This window comes from Erwinia tracheiphila (assembly GCF_021365465.1).
Lineage (GTDB): Bacteria > Pseudomonadota > Gammaproteobacteria > Enterobacterales > Enterobacteriaceae > Erwinia > Erwinia tracheiphila.
In genome coordinates, this window is record NZ_CP089932.1 from 1075855 (window position 1) to 1091654 (window position 15800).

Below are 15800 nucleotides of genomic sequence, written 5' to 3' on the forward strand. Positions count from 1 at the left end.
TGATGAAAAAATCGCTTCCGCTGTTGCAAATTGCCTTAGATAACCAATCAATGGATGACGCTTACCGTACCACCCGGCTGATAGCTGGAGAGGTCGATATTATTGAAGTGGGAACAATTTTGTGTGTGGCTGAGGGCGTTCGTGCAGTGCGAGATTTAAAAGCACTCTATCCCGAAAAAATTGTGCTGGCCGATGCCAAAATTGCCGATGCCGGAAAGATTCTCTCCCGCATGTGTTTTGATGCACGGGCTGATTGGGTCACAGTGATCTGCTGCGCTGACATCAATACAATCAAAGGCGCGCTTGAGGTGGCAAAAGAGTATGACGGTGATGTTCAAATCGAATTAACCGGGCACTGGACATGGCAGCAGGCGCAGGACTGGCGTGAGGCAGGAATCAGCCAGGTTGTTTATCATCGCAGCCGTGATGCTCAGGCCGCAGGCATTGCCTGGGGCGAGAGTGATATTTCCGCTATCCATCGCCTGTCAGAGATGGGATTCAAGGTGACTGTGACCGGCGGGCTGGCGCTGGAGGACCTCCCCCTGTTCAGCACAATTCCTGTACACGTCTTTATTGCCGGACGGAGTATTCGCGATGCAGCGGACCCGGTTGATGCTGCCAGGCAGTTTAAAGCGTCCATCGCGTCATTATGGGGATAAGGGGGGGAGATGAAAGACAACTGTGTTACTCTGGGAATCTATGAAAAAGCATTGCCTGCAGGTGATGACTGGTTTTTGCGCCTCACTCATGCCAAAACGCTGGGGTTTGATTTTATTGAAATGTCCGTTGATGAAAGCGATGCGCGCCTGGCGAGGCTGGAATGGTCTGCCGAACAGCGCATGGCAGTGATCAACGCCGTGGCCTGTACCGGAGTCCGTATTCCATCCATGTGCCTCAGTGCGCATCGTCGATTTCCGCTGGGTGCGGAGGATGACGAAACGCGCAATCGCGGCCTGGACATTATGCAAAAAGCGATCGTGCTGGCCCAGGACCTGGGGATCCGGGTTATTCAACTGGCAGGCTACGATGTGTGGTATCAGCAGGCTAATTCCCGCACCCGCGAACGGTTTCGGGAAGGGCTGAAACTTGCGGTAAAAATGGCCAGTCGGGCGCAGGTGATGTTGGCTATGGAGATCATGGACTATCCGCTCATGAATGCTGTCAATAAGGCGATGGGCTACAGCCACTATCTCAAAAATCCATGGTTTCAGCTTTACCCAGACATCGGGAATTTGTCCGCATGGGATAACGATGTGCAGATGGAGCTGGTCAGCGGTGCCGGACATATTGTTGCTGTCCATCTTAAGGATACGCTTCCAGGGGTGTTTAAAAATGTCCCCTTTGGAGAGGGGGTGGTCGATTTCGGCAACTGCTTTCGAACGTTGCAGGATATTGGCTATTGCGGACCTTATCTCATTGAAATGTGGAGTGAGTCGGCAGAAAACCCCTTAGAGGAAGTGCGAAAAGCGCGTGCGTGGATTGTCCGGCAGATGCAGCAGGCCGGAATAAACAGTGAGGTTGCGGCATGACAGAACGTCTTAAACACCGTGTTTACCGGGCTAATATGGCCCTGCCTGAATGCGGCCTCGTGAAACTGACCTGGGGAAATGTCAGTGCTGTTGATCGTCAGCGTGGGCTGGTGGTGATCAAGCCAAGCGGCGTGCCCTATGGGGAGATGAAAGTCAGTGACATGGTTGTGGTCGATCTGCAAGGAAAGCAAGTCGAGGGAAGCCGTAACCCTTCTTCGGACACTGCCACCCATCTTGAGCTGTACGCGCGTTTTCCTGACGTCGGTGGTATCGTTCATACACATTCAACCTGGGCAACAAGTTGGGCACATGCCGGGGCACCGATTCCTGCATCGGGTACCACCCACGCAGACTATTTTGCGGGCGAGATTCCCTGCACACGCCCCTTAAGTCGCGAGGAAGTCAACGGGGATTATGAACTGGAAACAGGCAGGGTAATTGCCGCAACTATTGGTACCACGGACCCCCTGCATATGCCGGGCATTCTGGTATCACAGCATGGTCCTTTCTGCTGGGGGAAAACGCCTGAAATTGCTGTACAAAATGCGGTGGTTCTGGAAGAAGTTGCCAAAATGGCGTGGATAACCGGTACGCTTAATCGACAAACGCCGGTGATGGATTCTTACTTACTGAACAAGCACTTCACGCGTAAACACGGTCCTAATGCTTACTATGGACAGAAATAGATCCGAAGCCCTGTAATGGACTGATTTTTCTACCGTATTAGACGGCGACGACTGAGAGTTCTCTACCAGCGATACGGCTCCCTTGCGTCAGATGGGAAAGAACGTCTACGGTTCTGTTTCAAAAGACATCTTCCCGACAGGCAGACGACAGGGAGCCGCCATGAAAAAAGCTCTGGGCACTTTTCCCCTCTATACCACGACTCTGTTGATGCTGCTCGGCTCGGGCCTGCTTACAACGTACGTTTCACTTCGCCTGGCCCATGAACACGTCAGTGGGGGAATAATTGGCGGTATTACGGCTGCCAACTACATTGGGCTGGTCATTGGCGGTAAAGTAGGGCACAACCTTATCGCTCGTGTAGGACACCGTGCCTGTTTTGCCCTGTGCCTGGTGCCTATCGCGCTGACTACCCGCACCAATGCCCAACCGATGACGCCTGCTCCTGTGGAGCTGGGATACCTTTTCCGTACAATTCCCACAATTCTGGTGAGTGTGTTCATAACCGGTATGGCTTTTAGCTCCTTTTATGGCATGGTACCGGTTTACAGCAGTCTGATAGGATTCAGTACACAGCAGACGGGTTAATGAGATGCTCACCCCCACCCTGTGAGCGGTACGCTGGCAGGGTGTTTTATTTCAGAGGGAACCATCATGCAACACGTTATGCTTATTGGTATTGCTCCCGGTAAACATTCCTTCCACGTTCACTGTCAGGACGAAAAAGATAATGCCCTGTTGCGCAAAAAGTTTTCCCGCACTCAGCGTATTCATTTTCTCGGTTCCTGCAAGAAGGCAACCGTGGTGATGGAGTCCAGCGGCGGGGCGCATTTCATGGCACGCCGGATTGCTGATTCAGGTCATGAGACAAAGATGATTTCTCCGCAGTTTGTCCGCCTTTATTGTCAGGAGCAACAAAAACGATTTTGTCGATGCTGAAGCTATCTGTGAGGCGGCTTGCCGGTCCGCCATGCGTTTTGTAAAACCCCGGACGGAAGAGCAGCAGGTAATGGCTGCCCGGCATCGGGTCCGTGACTCGCTGATACGGCAACGCGTTAAAACCACCAACCAGATGCACGCTTTTTTACTGGAGTTCGGTGTCAGTCTGCCGTGCGGTGTTGCCGTGATACGAGGTCTGGCCAGCGTGCTGGAAGAAAATGGCTTCCCGCCTTATCTGGCAAGGGTTCTGAGCAGACTCCACAGCCAGTATATTTACCCTGTCGGGGAAATTGATGAAATCGATAAAGAACTGAAAACCCATCTTGCGGAGGCTGAAACCGCGCAGCGCCTGCTGACCATTCCCGGTATCGGGCCGGTAACGGCGAGCCTGTTAGCCACCCGTCCGGGTGACGGAAAAAACTATGCCAGCAGCCGTGATTTTGCCGCTTCAATCCACTCAGTGGAGTGTACCAATAGTGCAGCAGTATGGCAGCCAGATACTGCCCATCATGATCCCCAATAACCATTCTTAAGATGTAAAAATTCAACCGTCCTTAGCGCCAGTCCCATGGTGAGCACAGCAAAGATGATCGACCATTGCAGATGGATTTGGTGCGGGTATTCGCGGGTGGTTGCCCGCATAAATGCCAGTCAGCTGCGGGGGGGGGGGCACCTCGCGAAGATTAAAATGATAACGGCGAAACAATACAGCCAAAAAAAGTATTTGTATCAGGCCACCTGCACCCACCATCACCGTCCTGTCTGCGGCATGCTCAACGAACCTGCGTAGTAACCAGACACGGCTATCAACGTTAGCCATCATCGTGTATAGCCCGGCACAGAGCATGGTGCCAGCGATATAAAACGGCAACATATTGCCAGCCAGCCTGGCCATGAGGAGAATGCCAGCCCTGAGGTGGTTGCCAGCAGCAGCGACAGGTAGAATCCCCCCAGGTCTTATTTGTACCAAAGGTCATCGTCAGTGCACCACTTGCGATAATGCTTGCTGCGGGAACCCGATCAAACATAAAGTCGGGCAGACAAATAACCACAATCGCCGGCATATAGCACAGACCCAGCAAGGCATCATATTTTAATTGTGAAGAAGCTGGCATTGGCTTACAGGCTCTTAAAATGACGGAGTAAACAGTTTACAAGAGAGCAATTTTGGCGAAAGACAAAAGTTTGATAACAGACAAGGCCTGGCCTGATGCTGACAAAGTGATCTGAATATTGCACCGTTTTCCTGTGCAGAGTCTCCTCACAAGACCTCCGCAAAAACGCCTTTTCTCCCTGCTCCGGGGGATTGCAAAACCCAACGTGGCTGATTAGGCTGTTTCGCAAGGTGATGGTGTTCCACCTTTCCCAACCGCCCTGTTCGCAAGGGGCTGATGACGCCTGATAACACTTATTTTCATTAAGAACTTCAATGTGTTTCCGGCACCCTGCCAGAAAATGTATTGTGCAAAACGTCTTTGAGGACATCATGATCAAATCGTTAATCGCCGTCATTATTGGTGGATCGGCTGGCTGTGTGATCCGCTGGCTGTTGGGCATCCGTCTAAATGCGTTATTCCCTGAACTGCCGCCCGGTACGCTGCTGGTGAATCTTGTGGGCGGTTTTATTATTGGGGCGGCAATGGCCTGGTTCATGCGCAATCCGCAAATCGACCCGTCCTGGAAATTGTTGATCACCACCGGGTTATGTGGCGGTATGACCACGTTTTCGACCTTCTCACTGGAAATTGTCACCCTGCTTCAGGCTGGAAAAGCGATGTGGGCTATGGTTTCGGTGCTGGTTCACGTTATTGGTTCGTTGCTGATGACGGTTGCCGGCTTCTGGCTGATGACGCTGCTACTGGCATAACAGATTGTTCCCCGCAGGTCAGGTAGTGTCGCGTCTGGCACTGCGGGGATGCGCCTTCCCTGGTGCCTGAGGTAACTTAACCAATTGTCTGAGGGGCAGGTTCGTCCTGTAGGTGCTTTTTAAAAAGCTTTTCAATTTGTTCTAACGTTTTACCTCTTGTTTCTGGCGCAAAGAGCACGGCGAAAATGCCACCTGCAATGCCAATCGCCGCGAAAGCAAAGAATGTCATGGTCAGGCCAAAGTGTTCCAGAAGAATGGGTCACATGAAAGCAATCGAGAAATTGGTCATCTGCATAGCAAAAACCGAAATGCCGTTCGCCATACCGCGAATTTGCATTGAGGACATTTCTGACAAAAGTAGCCAGGTGACCGGTGACAATGCTCCCTGCTGGAAGCAGAAAAAAATCAGCATACCCGCGAGCACCAGATAACTACGCAGCACATCAGGATGACCTTACCGTCTCGGGCATTAGTAATGTCACCAGCCCAATTGCCAACAGCTTACAGGTACAGCCAATCTGCCCCGTCAGCAACAGCGGTCGGCGGCCAAAACAGCTTAACAGCATAATGCCCACGAAAGTCATGATTACTGAAATCAGGCCGTTAGCAATAGTTGCCAGCAGTGAGGCATTGGTTCCGAGTCCGTGGCCTGCAGCATGGTTGGAGCATAAAACATGATGGTATTAACGCCAGACAGTTGCTGGAGCATGGCAATGCCGATCCCCGGTGCGACCAGACGTTTCATCCACATTGAAATGGTTTTTTGCCGACGGGCATTTTTCTGGCTTTTCTGGCCCATTGACTGACGGATTTCCGCCATCTTACGTTCAACCATCCGCGAGTGACGCGTGCGCTCAAGGATATCTCGTGCTTCGCGATCACGTCCATGCATTGCGTATCAGCGCGGTGTATCAGGCAGAAATAGCATGCCAACCCATAAAATAACCGCCGGGATGCAGGCAACCCCGAGCATCCAGCGCCAGGTTGTTTCACCACCCCAGACTTCGTTAATGGCGGCATTGCTGGTGTAAGCAATAAGTTACCCGGAGACAATCATCAGCTCCCGGAGGGTGACAAACTGCCAGCTGCGATTTGCCGATACAATCTCAGCGAGATAAATGGGCGCAATGGCCGCTGCGGCACCGACTGCAAGTCCAGGAATAAAGTGGAAAGCGATCATGATGGCAACATTGGGCACCATGGCACAGCCCGGTGAACCCAGCATAAAGACGAGTGCCATAATTAAGATCATTTTTTTACCCAGTGCGCCTTATATCCCCGTCCTTCAGGGCGGGGATATAAGGCGCGGTTTTCCGACTAACCTGGTGTTTGCTGCTGTTCGATGTATTGCCGGATGATCGAAATCGGCGCACCACCGCAACTACTTGCAAAGTAGCCCGGTGTCCACAGAACGCCTTTGTAGTAATAGCGTAGGGCGATATCTGGCCGGTCACGGCGAAGCAGCCTGCTGGATACGCCTTTAAGACTGTTGACCATATTCGATACTGCGAGCTTTGGCGGGTAGTTGATTAGCAAATGCACATGATCGCATTCTCCGTCCATCTCAACCAGTTCAACATCAAAATCAGCGCAGACGCTGGCAAAGTAGCTGCGTAGCTTTTCAATGGCATCCTGATCGAATATCTTTCGACGATATTTGGCTACAAACACCAGGTGAACGTGCATTAGGAAAACACAGTGTCTTCCACGGCGAATATCAGTTTCTTTTGTCATAGACCAAAGTATAATGATAGCCATTAAACGACTTCAAGCCTTCAAATTCCAGTCAAGACCAAATGGTCAGCAGGAGCGCGATATGCGGCGCTTCGCAGGGGCTTGTTGCTTCGTTTTTAACCGTGCACTGGATCTTCAAAATAAGAACCCTGAGTCAGGGGGAAAATTCATTCCCTACACAAAAATGACTTCATGGCTCATTGATTGGAAAGCATCCCCTGAAACACAATGGCTGAAAGCATCCCCCTCGCAGCCGTTGCGGCAGTCACTGAAAGAGCTGGAACGCGGCTACAAAAATTTCTTCCAGAAGCGTGCTGCATTTCCTCGTTTCAAAAAACGCGGTCAAAATGACGCATTCCGCTACCCGCAAGGCGTGAAGCTCGATAAAGCCAATAGTCGTATCTCGTTGCCCAGGTTAGGGTGGATTCGTTATCGCAACAGTCGTGAAGTCATTGGCGAAGTGAAAAACGTCACGGTCAGCCAGTCATGCGGTAAATGGTATGTCAGTATCCAGACGGAATACGAAGTGGCTTATCCGGTTCACAACGCAGAGTTGATGGTCGGACTCGATGCCGGAATAACGAAACTCGCCACGCTTTCTGATGGCACGATATATCAGCCCGTCAGCAGTTTTAAATCAGGTCAGCGTAAGCTGGTGATGCTCCAGCGCCAGTTAAGCCGCAAAGTTAAATTCAGTGCCAACGGGCAGAAACAAAAACAAAAAATCCGGCGTCACCACTTGCATGTTGCCAATATCCGGCGCGACTACCTTCACGAAGTCACCAGTGAAATCAGCAAAAACCACGCAATGATTGTTATTGAGGATTTGAAGGTCAGTAACATGTCGAAGTCGGCAAAAGGTACGGCAGAGCAACACGGTCGCAATGTCAAAGCCAAATCAGGTCTGAACCGTTCGATATTGGATCAGGGCTGGTATGAAATGCGTCGGCAGCTTGAGTACAAGTAACTCTGGCGCGGTGGTCAGGTTCTTGCGATACCTCCGGCCTATAGCAGCCAGCGTTGCGCCTGCTGCGGTCATACAGAGAAATCGAGCCGCCTGTCACAAAGTAAATTTGTGTGCCTTGAGTGCGGATATACCGAGAATGCGGATATCAACGGTGCTCGTAACATTTTAGCGGCAGGACATGCCGTGCTTGCCTGTGGAGGGATGGTGCAGTCAGACCGCCCGTTGAAGCAGGAACCCGCCGGGGTGATTCAGGCTCCGGTCTGAACGCTGTAGGAATCCCCGTCCTTCAGGGCGGGGAGGATGTCAAAACTTTAGCCATCCATGCACCAACGCCCCAACTGTGCCAAATAAAGCCCACGTTTGGATGGAACCGAATCCGTCCCAAAGGCCACACAATTCGAGCATTTTGATGAAAATTTGGTGGCTGCATCACTTCAGCGTCAGCGGTCGAAAACCTTTAAATAGACGCTGCGAAATAGCCAACCGTTCAGCAGGCCCGTCAAGAGTCTGGCTCGCCCAGTACACAGCTGCAGTGCGCCGAGACAGCACTGCAGCGCGAACGCGAAGCGGCCAAACGTCACCTTGACTGCACGCGCCACTGAGGTGGCCCTGTTGGGGGAGCGGAGCCTCGTTCAGGGACCTGCGACGGTATGAACATCCGGTGCACCAGATCGAATTGCGGCAGACCAATGAGGTCTTGACCGTCAGGAACTACGACCAGGTGCGATTCAATTGTGACAACGGCTGCAGTCGGATGGACTAAATTACAGGCATGAAAATCTCCAGCGTTAATCTAAACACATTGAGCACAAACCGGTCTTTCCCGGAGGAGGACCCGCTCAGGAATACCGGGGAGCAGCCTGCAGGCAGTACCGGCACCCGTTGCAATGAGCGGCAGCCGGCAAAACGCCGACGGGTGGAGCAGGATGAACCCAGGACGGTGCTGCAACGCAGTGAACTCTTGTACAAGAATGCACAAACTGGAACCAGTGGAGGCGCACGAGGCAGGGATGTCCAGCAACAGTCTGCCATTCCCCCGCACCGACGCAATGAGCTCACCGACCGACACCGTACCGGGCCGCACCCGGACAGAATGCCCGCTGACGTCAGTGCATCGATATCACATAGTGGGTCACAAAGAACAGGGTATGGTTGGGAGGCCCCCCTGGCCGAACAAAAGTTCGACCGGGCAGCAAGAAAACGGCCTCGGGAAGAGCAGGAGTCGTATCGGCAGTCAAAGCGGCCAGTGCATGGCATGGAGTTGACGGTGGCTGAACTTCGCCGGGCCGAACATCAGCTTGATCCGGCTGCAAAAAAGCAGTTGAAGACACAGCGAGAGCAGTATCGGAAGTGGCTGAGTGAACCCAACCAAATGGCTCAGAACCATAACGCTGCACTGTGCGTGTCGATGGCACGGAAAAACGCGCTGGCGCATCACATTCGTTGCGGGCTGGCGCTGCCCTTCCTGGATGAGAACGCCAACGCGCAAACCAATGCGCAGTGGCTCGACAAATACCTTCGGATGATTGCCAGTGCGAGGCGGGCCACAGGCGCAGACTTAACGCATAGCGATCTCGATCATTGCACGGAGGTTGCGGCACAGTATCTCTACAAGACCGGGTGGTTCGGAGGTGCATCGCTGAAGCAGCTGGCCCATTTGGGCAACAAGCTGAGCAAGCACCCTAACCAGCAAGCGTGCATGGATGCAATCGCGTGGATCGCCGAACAACTCAGGCAGGCCGACGATCTGTCGGGACTGGATGACCTCCACTCAGTCCTGCTCCTGAATGCCTTCACGAAAAACTTCAACAGCGGCAGGTGTGAACGCGCGGTGGCTCGTCTGGCACGTCACCTGCAACGTAACCACCAGGCCCGGCCATCTTTGGACGCGAGGAACATCGGCCTGGTACTTAATGCATTCAGCAAGTGGTCCGATAATACGGACTGCCAATCCATGGCGTACTTGCTTGCTGATATGCTCGCCAGCAACAGCCGGTTGCGTCATGCGATGGATGGGCAGTGCGTCACGCTCACGCTCAATGCCCTGAGCAAATGGCCCCATACGCCGCAGTGCGCGGACGCCGCCAGCGCACTGGCCCTGAGGCTGGCCAATGATCGCAAATTGCGCAACGTCCTCAAACCGCAAGAATTCGGAAACACATTGAGTGCCCTGAGTAAATGGCCCGACAGGCCGCACTGCGCGGACGCCGCCACCGCGCTGGCCTCGCGGCTGGCCGACGCGCGCGGGTTGCGCAACGCCCTCGACCCGCAAGGCGTGGCCAACGCGCTCAACGCCCTGAGCAAATGGCCCCACACGCCGCAGTGCGCGGACGCCGCCAGCGCGCTGGCCTCACGGCTGGCCAGTGATCGCGTGTTGCGCAACGCCCTCGAACCGCAAGGCGTGGCCACCGCGCTCAACGCCCTGAGCAAATGGCCCCACATGCCGGCCAGCGCGGACGCCGCCACCGCGCTGGCCTCGCGGCTGGCTGACGAGCGCAGTTTGCGCAGCGCTCTGAAACCGCAAGAACTGGCCGCCGCGCTCAACGCCCTGAGCAAATGGCCCGACAGGCCGCAGTGCGCGGACGCTGCCACCGCGCTGGCCTCGCGTCTGGCCGACGAGCGAGGCTTGCGCAACGCCCTCAACCCGCAAGGCGTGGCCAACGCGCTCAACGCCCTGAGCAAATGGCCCGACAGGCCGCAGTGCGCGGACGCTGCCACCGCGCTGGCCTCGCGTCTGGCCGACGAGCGAGGGTTGCGCAACGCCCTCAACCCGCAAGAACTGGCCGCCGCGCTCAACGCCCTGAGCAAATGGCCCCACACGCCGCACTGCGCGGACGCCGCCAGCGCGCTGGCCTCGCGGCTGGCCAGTGATCCCGGGCTGTGCGACACTCTCAACCCGCAACACGTGGCCACCGCGCTCAACGCCCTGAGCAAATGGCCCGACACGCCGCACTGCACTGCCGCCGCCAGCGCGCTGGCCTCACGGCTGGCCAGTGATCGCGGTTTGCGCAACGCCCTCGACCCGCAAGAACTGGCCAACGCGCTCAACGCCCTGAGCAAATGGCCCGACACGCCGCACTGCACTGCCGCCGCCAGCGCGCTGGCCTCACGGCTGGCCAGTGATCGCGGTTTGCGCAACGCCCTCGACCCGCAAGGCGTGGCCGCCGCGCTCAACGCCCTGAGCAAATGGCCCGACACGCCGCACTGCACTGCCGCCGCCAGCGCGCTGGCCTCGCGGCTGGCCAGTGATCGCGGTTTGCGCAACGCCCTCGACCCGCAAGGCGTGGCCAACACGCTCAACGCGCTGAGCAAATGGCCCGACGCGCCGCAGTGCGCGGACGCCGCCAGCGCGCTGGCCTCGCGTCTGGCCGACGAGCGAGGGTTGCGCAACGCCCTCGACCCGCAACACATGTCCACCGCGCTCAACGCCCTGAGCAAATGGCCCGACGCGCCGCACTGCACGGACGCCGCCAGCACGCTGGCCTCGCGGCTGGCCAGTGATCGCGGTTTGCGCAACGCCCTCGACCCGCAAGGCGTGGCCAACGTGCTCAACGCCCTGAGCAAATGGCCAGGGCGTGAGAACTGCGCGAACGCCGCCGCCGCGCTGGCCCCGCGGCTGGCCAGTGATCGCGGCTTGCGCAACGCCCTCAACCCGCAAGGCGTGGCCAACGCGCTCAACGCCCTGAGCAAATGGCCCGACACGCCGCAGTGCGCGGACGCTGCCACCGCGCTGGCCTCGCGTCTGGCCGACGAGCGAGGGTTGCGCAACGCCCTCAACCCGCAAGAACTGGCCGCCGCGCTCAACGCCCTGAGCAAATGGCCCCACACGCCGCACTGCGCGGACGCCGCCAGCGCGCTGGCCTCGCGGCTGGCCAGTGATCCCGGGCTGTGCGACACTCTCAACCCGCAAGGCGTGGCCAACGCGCTCAACGCCCTGAGCAAATGGCCCGACACGCCGAACTGCGCGGACGCCGCCAGCGCGCTGGCCTCGCGGCTGGCGGAGGACCACGATCTGCGACAAGCCATGGATAAGCGACACGTGGCTGTGTCGCTCAATGCGCTGAGCAAATGTCTCGGAAGGTCGGCGTGTCAGTCGGCAGCGTTGCTGCTCGCCGAACGCGTCGGCTCGGCAGCGTTGCCATGGCAGCAGTTCGGGGCGCGGGAGATCCCCATGGTGGCCAACGCGATATCCCGCCTGCTGCACCTGGATGAGGAACAGTTCCAGACTTTGGGCCGCGCCAAACTGCAGGCAATGGCCGGGCACCTGGAGCTGCACCCGCGTTTTGAGTCCGCCAGCGCGCAAGATATTGGGATGCTCTTCAAGGCCCTTTCATCGGCACAACTTCATCGTCAGATGCGTCCGCTGGCACGGCAGGCGTTGGAGCGGGTTGCGGTGCTCGCGCAGAACGACGGATTACGTGAAACCAACCTTGAGAGTCTCGGCAGCCTGTGCATGGGATTGTTGCCATTGATCCGCAGCCCGGAGTTGACCTCTCGCCATCGGCGCCATGCATTGCGCGTGTTCAATACGTTGCAGCCCATCGTCGGGCGCAAGATCGACTTGTACCTGAGCGGCGGTGTCCCGCAGTCTTCGACCGACCCCGAACAGTACACCACACGATGCCCGGCGCTGACCTTCTTCCAGGTGCTCAAGGCTTACACAATGGTGAGCCGGCAATGTAAGCCGCGCCACGTCGAAGGCTCGCGCCAGGAAATTCGCCAACGTCGCGAAGAGTTGGGGAAATGGGTTGATAGTACGCTGGAGCGGACACGCGCGGCCATCGAGGGGGACCTCGGCGAGATGAGCTGGAACCTGATCGCGCAGATCGAGGCCGGTGACCTTGTATTTGACGCCCTGGACCTGCGCATGGCGAAGGAAGCGCCGAAGATTACGCAGGCCCATCCACCGAGCCAGTTCGACCTTGGCGCCGGGCTCCTGAGCATGCGGTCGGCCCCCGGCGAGCTCGTCGCGCCGCCACCCGGCAACGGCAGCACGACCCACATCGTGGTCGATCTGCATGGCAGGGAAGTTTCGAGCAATGCGACCGAGACGAACAAGCCTTACTCGCTGTTTACAAGGCTGACGGGCTTGCCGTTGGTAGAGGTCCAGCTGCCTGGGGCGATTTCGACGTTCATGCTCGCGCGTACGCTCACCTACAAAGACGAACCCTGGCGCTTTGACATGTTCGGCGGCAGCCGCGCCACGCGAGGCAGGATGAGCCCCGCCCAGCTGCTGTCCGGCGGCACATCCGGAGCGCCGTCGCTGCTGCCGGCAATCCGCTATAGCGACACCTCACCGGGCAGTCCCCTGATGCAGCTCATCGCCAGGCTTGCCCCGCAACGCGAAGACTGGTCGCGGATGCAGCGCTCGCTACTGGAGATGGTGTCGGCCGATCACGTCATTGAGGGCACACTGCGTCTGGGATTTTTTGAAGACGTCAGCGGCACGGCGCACCCGTTCAAGCCAACAGCACCGGACGGGCATGCATTGGCGCTGTGCCCCAACGATGGCTGCGGCTTCCTGAAGCTGGAGGTGGCACTACGCATACCTGCCTTCCGTGAGTACTTCACTGCCTGGCAGGCAGTGCAGGCCGGTGAGGCCAGCCAGGAGCAGCGAGACCTTATTGCCAGGGATAAGGGACCGACGCGGATGGCCCCTCAGGCGCTGCAGCACTTCCCACGTGACGAGGCCACACTGCAGGAGGCGCACGATGCGATGCAGCGGCGGCTGCAGGCGCTGCCGTCGGGGTTGAGTCAACTCACATTGTACGAACTGGCCACCGGCGGTGGCTACCAGGGCCAAAGAGTCAGGGCGGTGCCTGCTGCCGACGACAAGGTGCACCTACCGAGCCAGCGCAGCCAGGCCTTCGACGCCGCAGGCGGTGCCTTGCTGATCGGCAAGCCGCCTTACGACAAGGAGAACCTCCTGCCCGTGCCGGAAGAACGCGTCTCGACAGTGGCGCAGGGTGACGCCACCGCCGAATTCCTTTCGCAGTCCTTTGGTATCCAGTACAGCTACACTGGCTTCAACGACGGATCGGGCAGCGATGCCGAGATGCTGCACAGCAAGGGGATGCTCATCGTGGTGCCATCAAAGAACTGGCCGGCCGATTTCGAGGACATGGACCTGGCCTGCTCGAAGGAGGACCTCAAGACCCTGTCGCGCTGGACGACTGGTCGCGACCGCGGTGCCGTACCGCAGGAGATGCTCAGCACCGGCAGCCTGAGGCTTAAGGACATAGTGGAGCCCGGACGCATGGGCGCACTGCCTATCCCGGAACTGCGCAAGCGCAACATGGACACCGACGGCGACGACGCGTTCGTGTACGCAGGCTACCCCAGGCTTGCCGCGCTGATTTCGCGCGAGATGGCCGATCGCGAGTTACGCCGCGGCCAGCCACGTTCCTTCAAGCCGCCGAAGACGGCCACGCCGGCCATTGATCCTGACAGTGGCCACTACCAGGCGGGGCGGCTGTCCGAAATCATGGCGCTGCAGCGTGGCGGCCGGATCATGGGGGCGGCCAGCACCCTGGCGGCGCGCTTCATGGCGCAGCCTGACCACCTGCGTGAGGCAATGGCGCGCAATATGATGTTCGGCACTTATGACGGCATTGAGCGTGACCTGCGTAACGGTCTACGTGTGGCACTTGACGGCAAAGCCAGAGATCCCCGGGTGTTGAAGGAACTGCGCAATCAGGCACACAACGCCATCGGGCTCGCCCACCAGCCCGAAGCACGTGAAGCCGCCAAACTTCTGCATGAGCAACTGCTTCGACTGGAGCAGGGGACATCCTTGCGTGCCGACGCGCCGCTGCTGCCGGATGCGCTGGGCGAGGCCTTCCCGAGCCTCGCCCAGGCGTACCTTGCGGCACCTGATACTGAGGCACGGATTCACGCCATCATCGACAACTACCCGGTGTGCAGGCTCTCGCACACGCAGTTCCCGGACGGGCAACCGGGGCTCATCCACGGCGAACCGGAACTGAGCATGCGCAACCTCTTCACTATCGCGATAAAGGTAGGCACCGATGCGCTGAAGTCCGATACCGGCACGGCGCTGTTCGCCAAGATAGTGGAGTCGTGCGAACGATCCGAGCGAGGGTTCGCTGATCGAGTTCGCAGCGTACCGTATGGCAAGGTGACTGCTCGTGACATGCATGATGGTCGCTTCGACGCCGAGCGGACCAGGGTGCACCTGCAGAACATTCCGACGATGGCAGCGGGCGTCATGCAAGACGCGCTACACTCGCTGCAGCAAGCTGGCCTGCTCGCCCCACCGCCGCCGCCCGCAGAGCGCCTGCGCACCGTGCAGCCTGAGGACATTGCGCTTGAGGCGCAGGCTTTACTGACGCGTGCTCGCGAGATGGAACCTGAGGTCACTCACATGCTGAAGCGTGTCGCCGAGTCTCATGCCGGGCAACTGGTGGGCATGGACCATCAACTGAAGTCGGTCAGCTCGTTGAAGGAAAAGTTAAAGCAGCAGATGGCTTTGAAAAACAAGATGCTGGAAGATGCCGTGGCCGGCGTGAACGATGCGCTGCGGTACAGCGTGGTACTGGAACCGCCGGATTTCACCGCTGGCTTGCGCGGTGTGCTGGCCTCGCTGGACGATCAGGGCCATGGGCGCGTCAAGCTGAACAACCTGTTTGCCAAGCACCGACCGGCCTTCAAAGCGGTCAACGTCACGTTGCGCAGTCCCGAAGGCGCGCTCTGGGAGATCCAGTTTCACACGCCCGACACCTTCAAACTCAAGGAGCAGTTCCACAATCTTTACAAGCGCAACCACGCGCTGCAGCTTCAGGGGGCTTCACTGGCTGAGCAGCAAGAAGTGCAGGCGCCCGCTCGAGACGCCTTCAGACTCGTGCCTTCGCCGCCAGAGTGCGATGAGATCGACGACTGGGAGGAGGAGAACGTCCCGGCCCTGGCAATGACAGCGCCGGCTTTCAAATCCAAACCAGGCAATAACAAAGACGCCGCAGAGTCTCGTGCAGGCATGAGCGGGGTTCGGGGAGCGATGGAACAGCGAACTGACTTAAGAAGGATGGCTGTCCGGCATTCGTCCTGACTAACGCAGGCAGTT

The 15800-nt window shown here is 57.7% G+C and carries 9 protein-coding genes, 5 pseudogenes and 1 riboswitch; of the genes and pseudogenes, 8 read left to right on the forward strand and 6 right to left on the reverse strand.

Features of this window, described 5'->3' with window-relative positions:
- The first annotated feature begins 2 nt into the window (after positions 1–2).
- The 5 genes and pseudogenes from LU633_RS05480 to LU633_RS05500 all read left to right on the forward strand — a co-directional run.
- Positions 3–659, forward strand: a complete 657-nt coding sequence (locus LU633_RS05480) for a 3-keto-L-gulonate-6-phosphate decarboxylase UlaD (protein ID WP_016193166.1) — start codon at positions 3–5, stop codon at positions 657–659.
- A 9-nt stretch (positions 660–668) separates the two neighbouring features.
- On the forward strand, positions 669–1529 hold the full coding sequence (locus LU633_RS05485; protein ID WP_016193167.1) for an L-ribulose-5-phosphate 3-epimerase: 861 nt from the start codon (positions 669–671) through the stop codon (positions 1527–1529).
- Positions 1526–2215, forward strand: coding sequence for an L-ribulose-5-phosphate 4-epimerase (locus tag LU633_RS05490; RefSeq protein WP_016193168.1), 690 nt, complete (start codon positions 1526–1528; stop codon positions 2213–2215). Before LU633_RS05485 ends, LU633_RS05490 begins: the two co-directional genes overlap by 4 nt.
- 160 nt (positions 2216–2375) lie before the next feature.
- A pseudogene (locus LU633_RS05495) lies at positions 2376–2798 on the forward strand (hypothetical protein); the annotation flags it as partial.
- A gap of 69 nt (positions 2799–2867) precedes the next feature.
- Positions 2868–3603, forward strand: a pseudogene (locus tag LU633_RS05500) (IS110 family RNA-guided transposase); the annotation flags it as partial.
- 93 nt (positions 3604–3696) lie between these two features.
- Here LU633_RS05500 and LU633_RS05505 read toward each other — a convergent pair.
- Positions 3697–4047, reverse strand: a complete 351-nt coding sequence (locus tag LU633_RS05505) for a hypothetical protein (protein WP_046372213.1) — start codon at positions 4045–4047, stop codon at positions 3697–3699.
- A gap of 440 nt (positions 4048–4487) precedes the next feature.
- A riboswitch (Fluoride riboswitch) is annotated at positions 4488–4560 on the forward strand.
- Positions 4561–4638: 78 nt separating this feature from the next.
- On the opposite strand from LU633_RS05505, the gene crcB reads away from it, so the two are divergent.
- Positions 4639–5019 carry a fluoride efflux transporter CrcB gene (gene crcB, locus LU633_RS05510; RefSeq protein ID WP_233485094.1) on the forward strand — a complete coding sequence of 127 codons (381 nt, stop codon included), beginning with the start codon at positions 4639–4641 and terminating at the stop codon, positions 5017–5019.
- 76 nt (positions 5020–5095) lie between these two features.
- On the opposite strand, the pseudogene LU633_RS05515 reads toward crcB, so the two are convergent.
- The 5 genes and pseudogenes from LU633_RS05515 to tnpA form a co-directional block, all read right to left on the reverse strand.
- Positions 5096–5431, reverse strand: a pseudogene (locus LU633_RS05515) (MFS transporter).
- A gap of 31 nt (positions 5432–5462) precedes the next feature.
- Positions 5463–5603: an MFS transporter gene (locus LU633_RS25730; protein ID WP_252120232.1), complete on the reverse strand. Its 141-nt coding sequence runs from the start codon at positions 5601–5603 to the stop codon at positions 5463–5465.
- An 11-nt stretch (positions 5604–5614) separates the two neighbouring features.
- Entirely contained in the window at positions 5615–5911 is a 297-nt protein-coding gene (locus LU633_RS05520; protein ID WP_233481997.1) for an MFS transporter, read from the reverse strand.
- A 6-nt stretch (positions 5912–5917) separates the two neighbouring features.
- Positions 5918–6271 (reverse strand): annotated as a pseudogene (locus tag LU633_RS05525) (MFS transporter).
- Positions 6272–6336: 65 nt separating this feature from the next.
- Positions 6337–6753 (reverse strand): IS200/IS605 family transposase, encoded by a 417-nt coding sequence (gene tnpA, locus LU633_RS05530; protein WP_016192838.1) that lies wholly within the window; start codon positions 6751–6753, stop codon positions 6337–6339.
- Positions 6754–6775: 22 nt separating this feature from the next.
- Between tnpA and LU633_RS05535 the strand changes: the two are divergent.
- Both LU633_RS05535 and xopAD read left to right on the forward strand, forming a co-directional pair.
- Positions 6776–7984 (forward strand): annotated as a pseudogene (locus LU633_RS05535) (RNA-guided endonuclease InsQ/TnpB family protein).
- A 508-nt stretch (positions 7985–8492) separates the two neighbouring features.
- A complete protein-coding gene (gene xopAD / locus LU633_RS05540) occupies positions 8493–15785 on the forward strand; it encodes a XopAD/skwp family type III secretion system effector (protein WP_082103826.1) in 7293 nt (2430 codons plus the stop codon).
- The last annotated feature ends 15 nt before the right edge of the window (positions 15786–15800 follow it).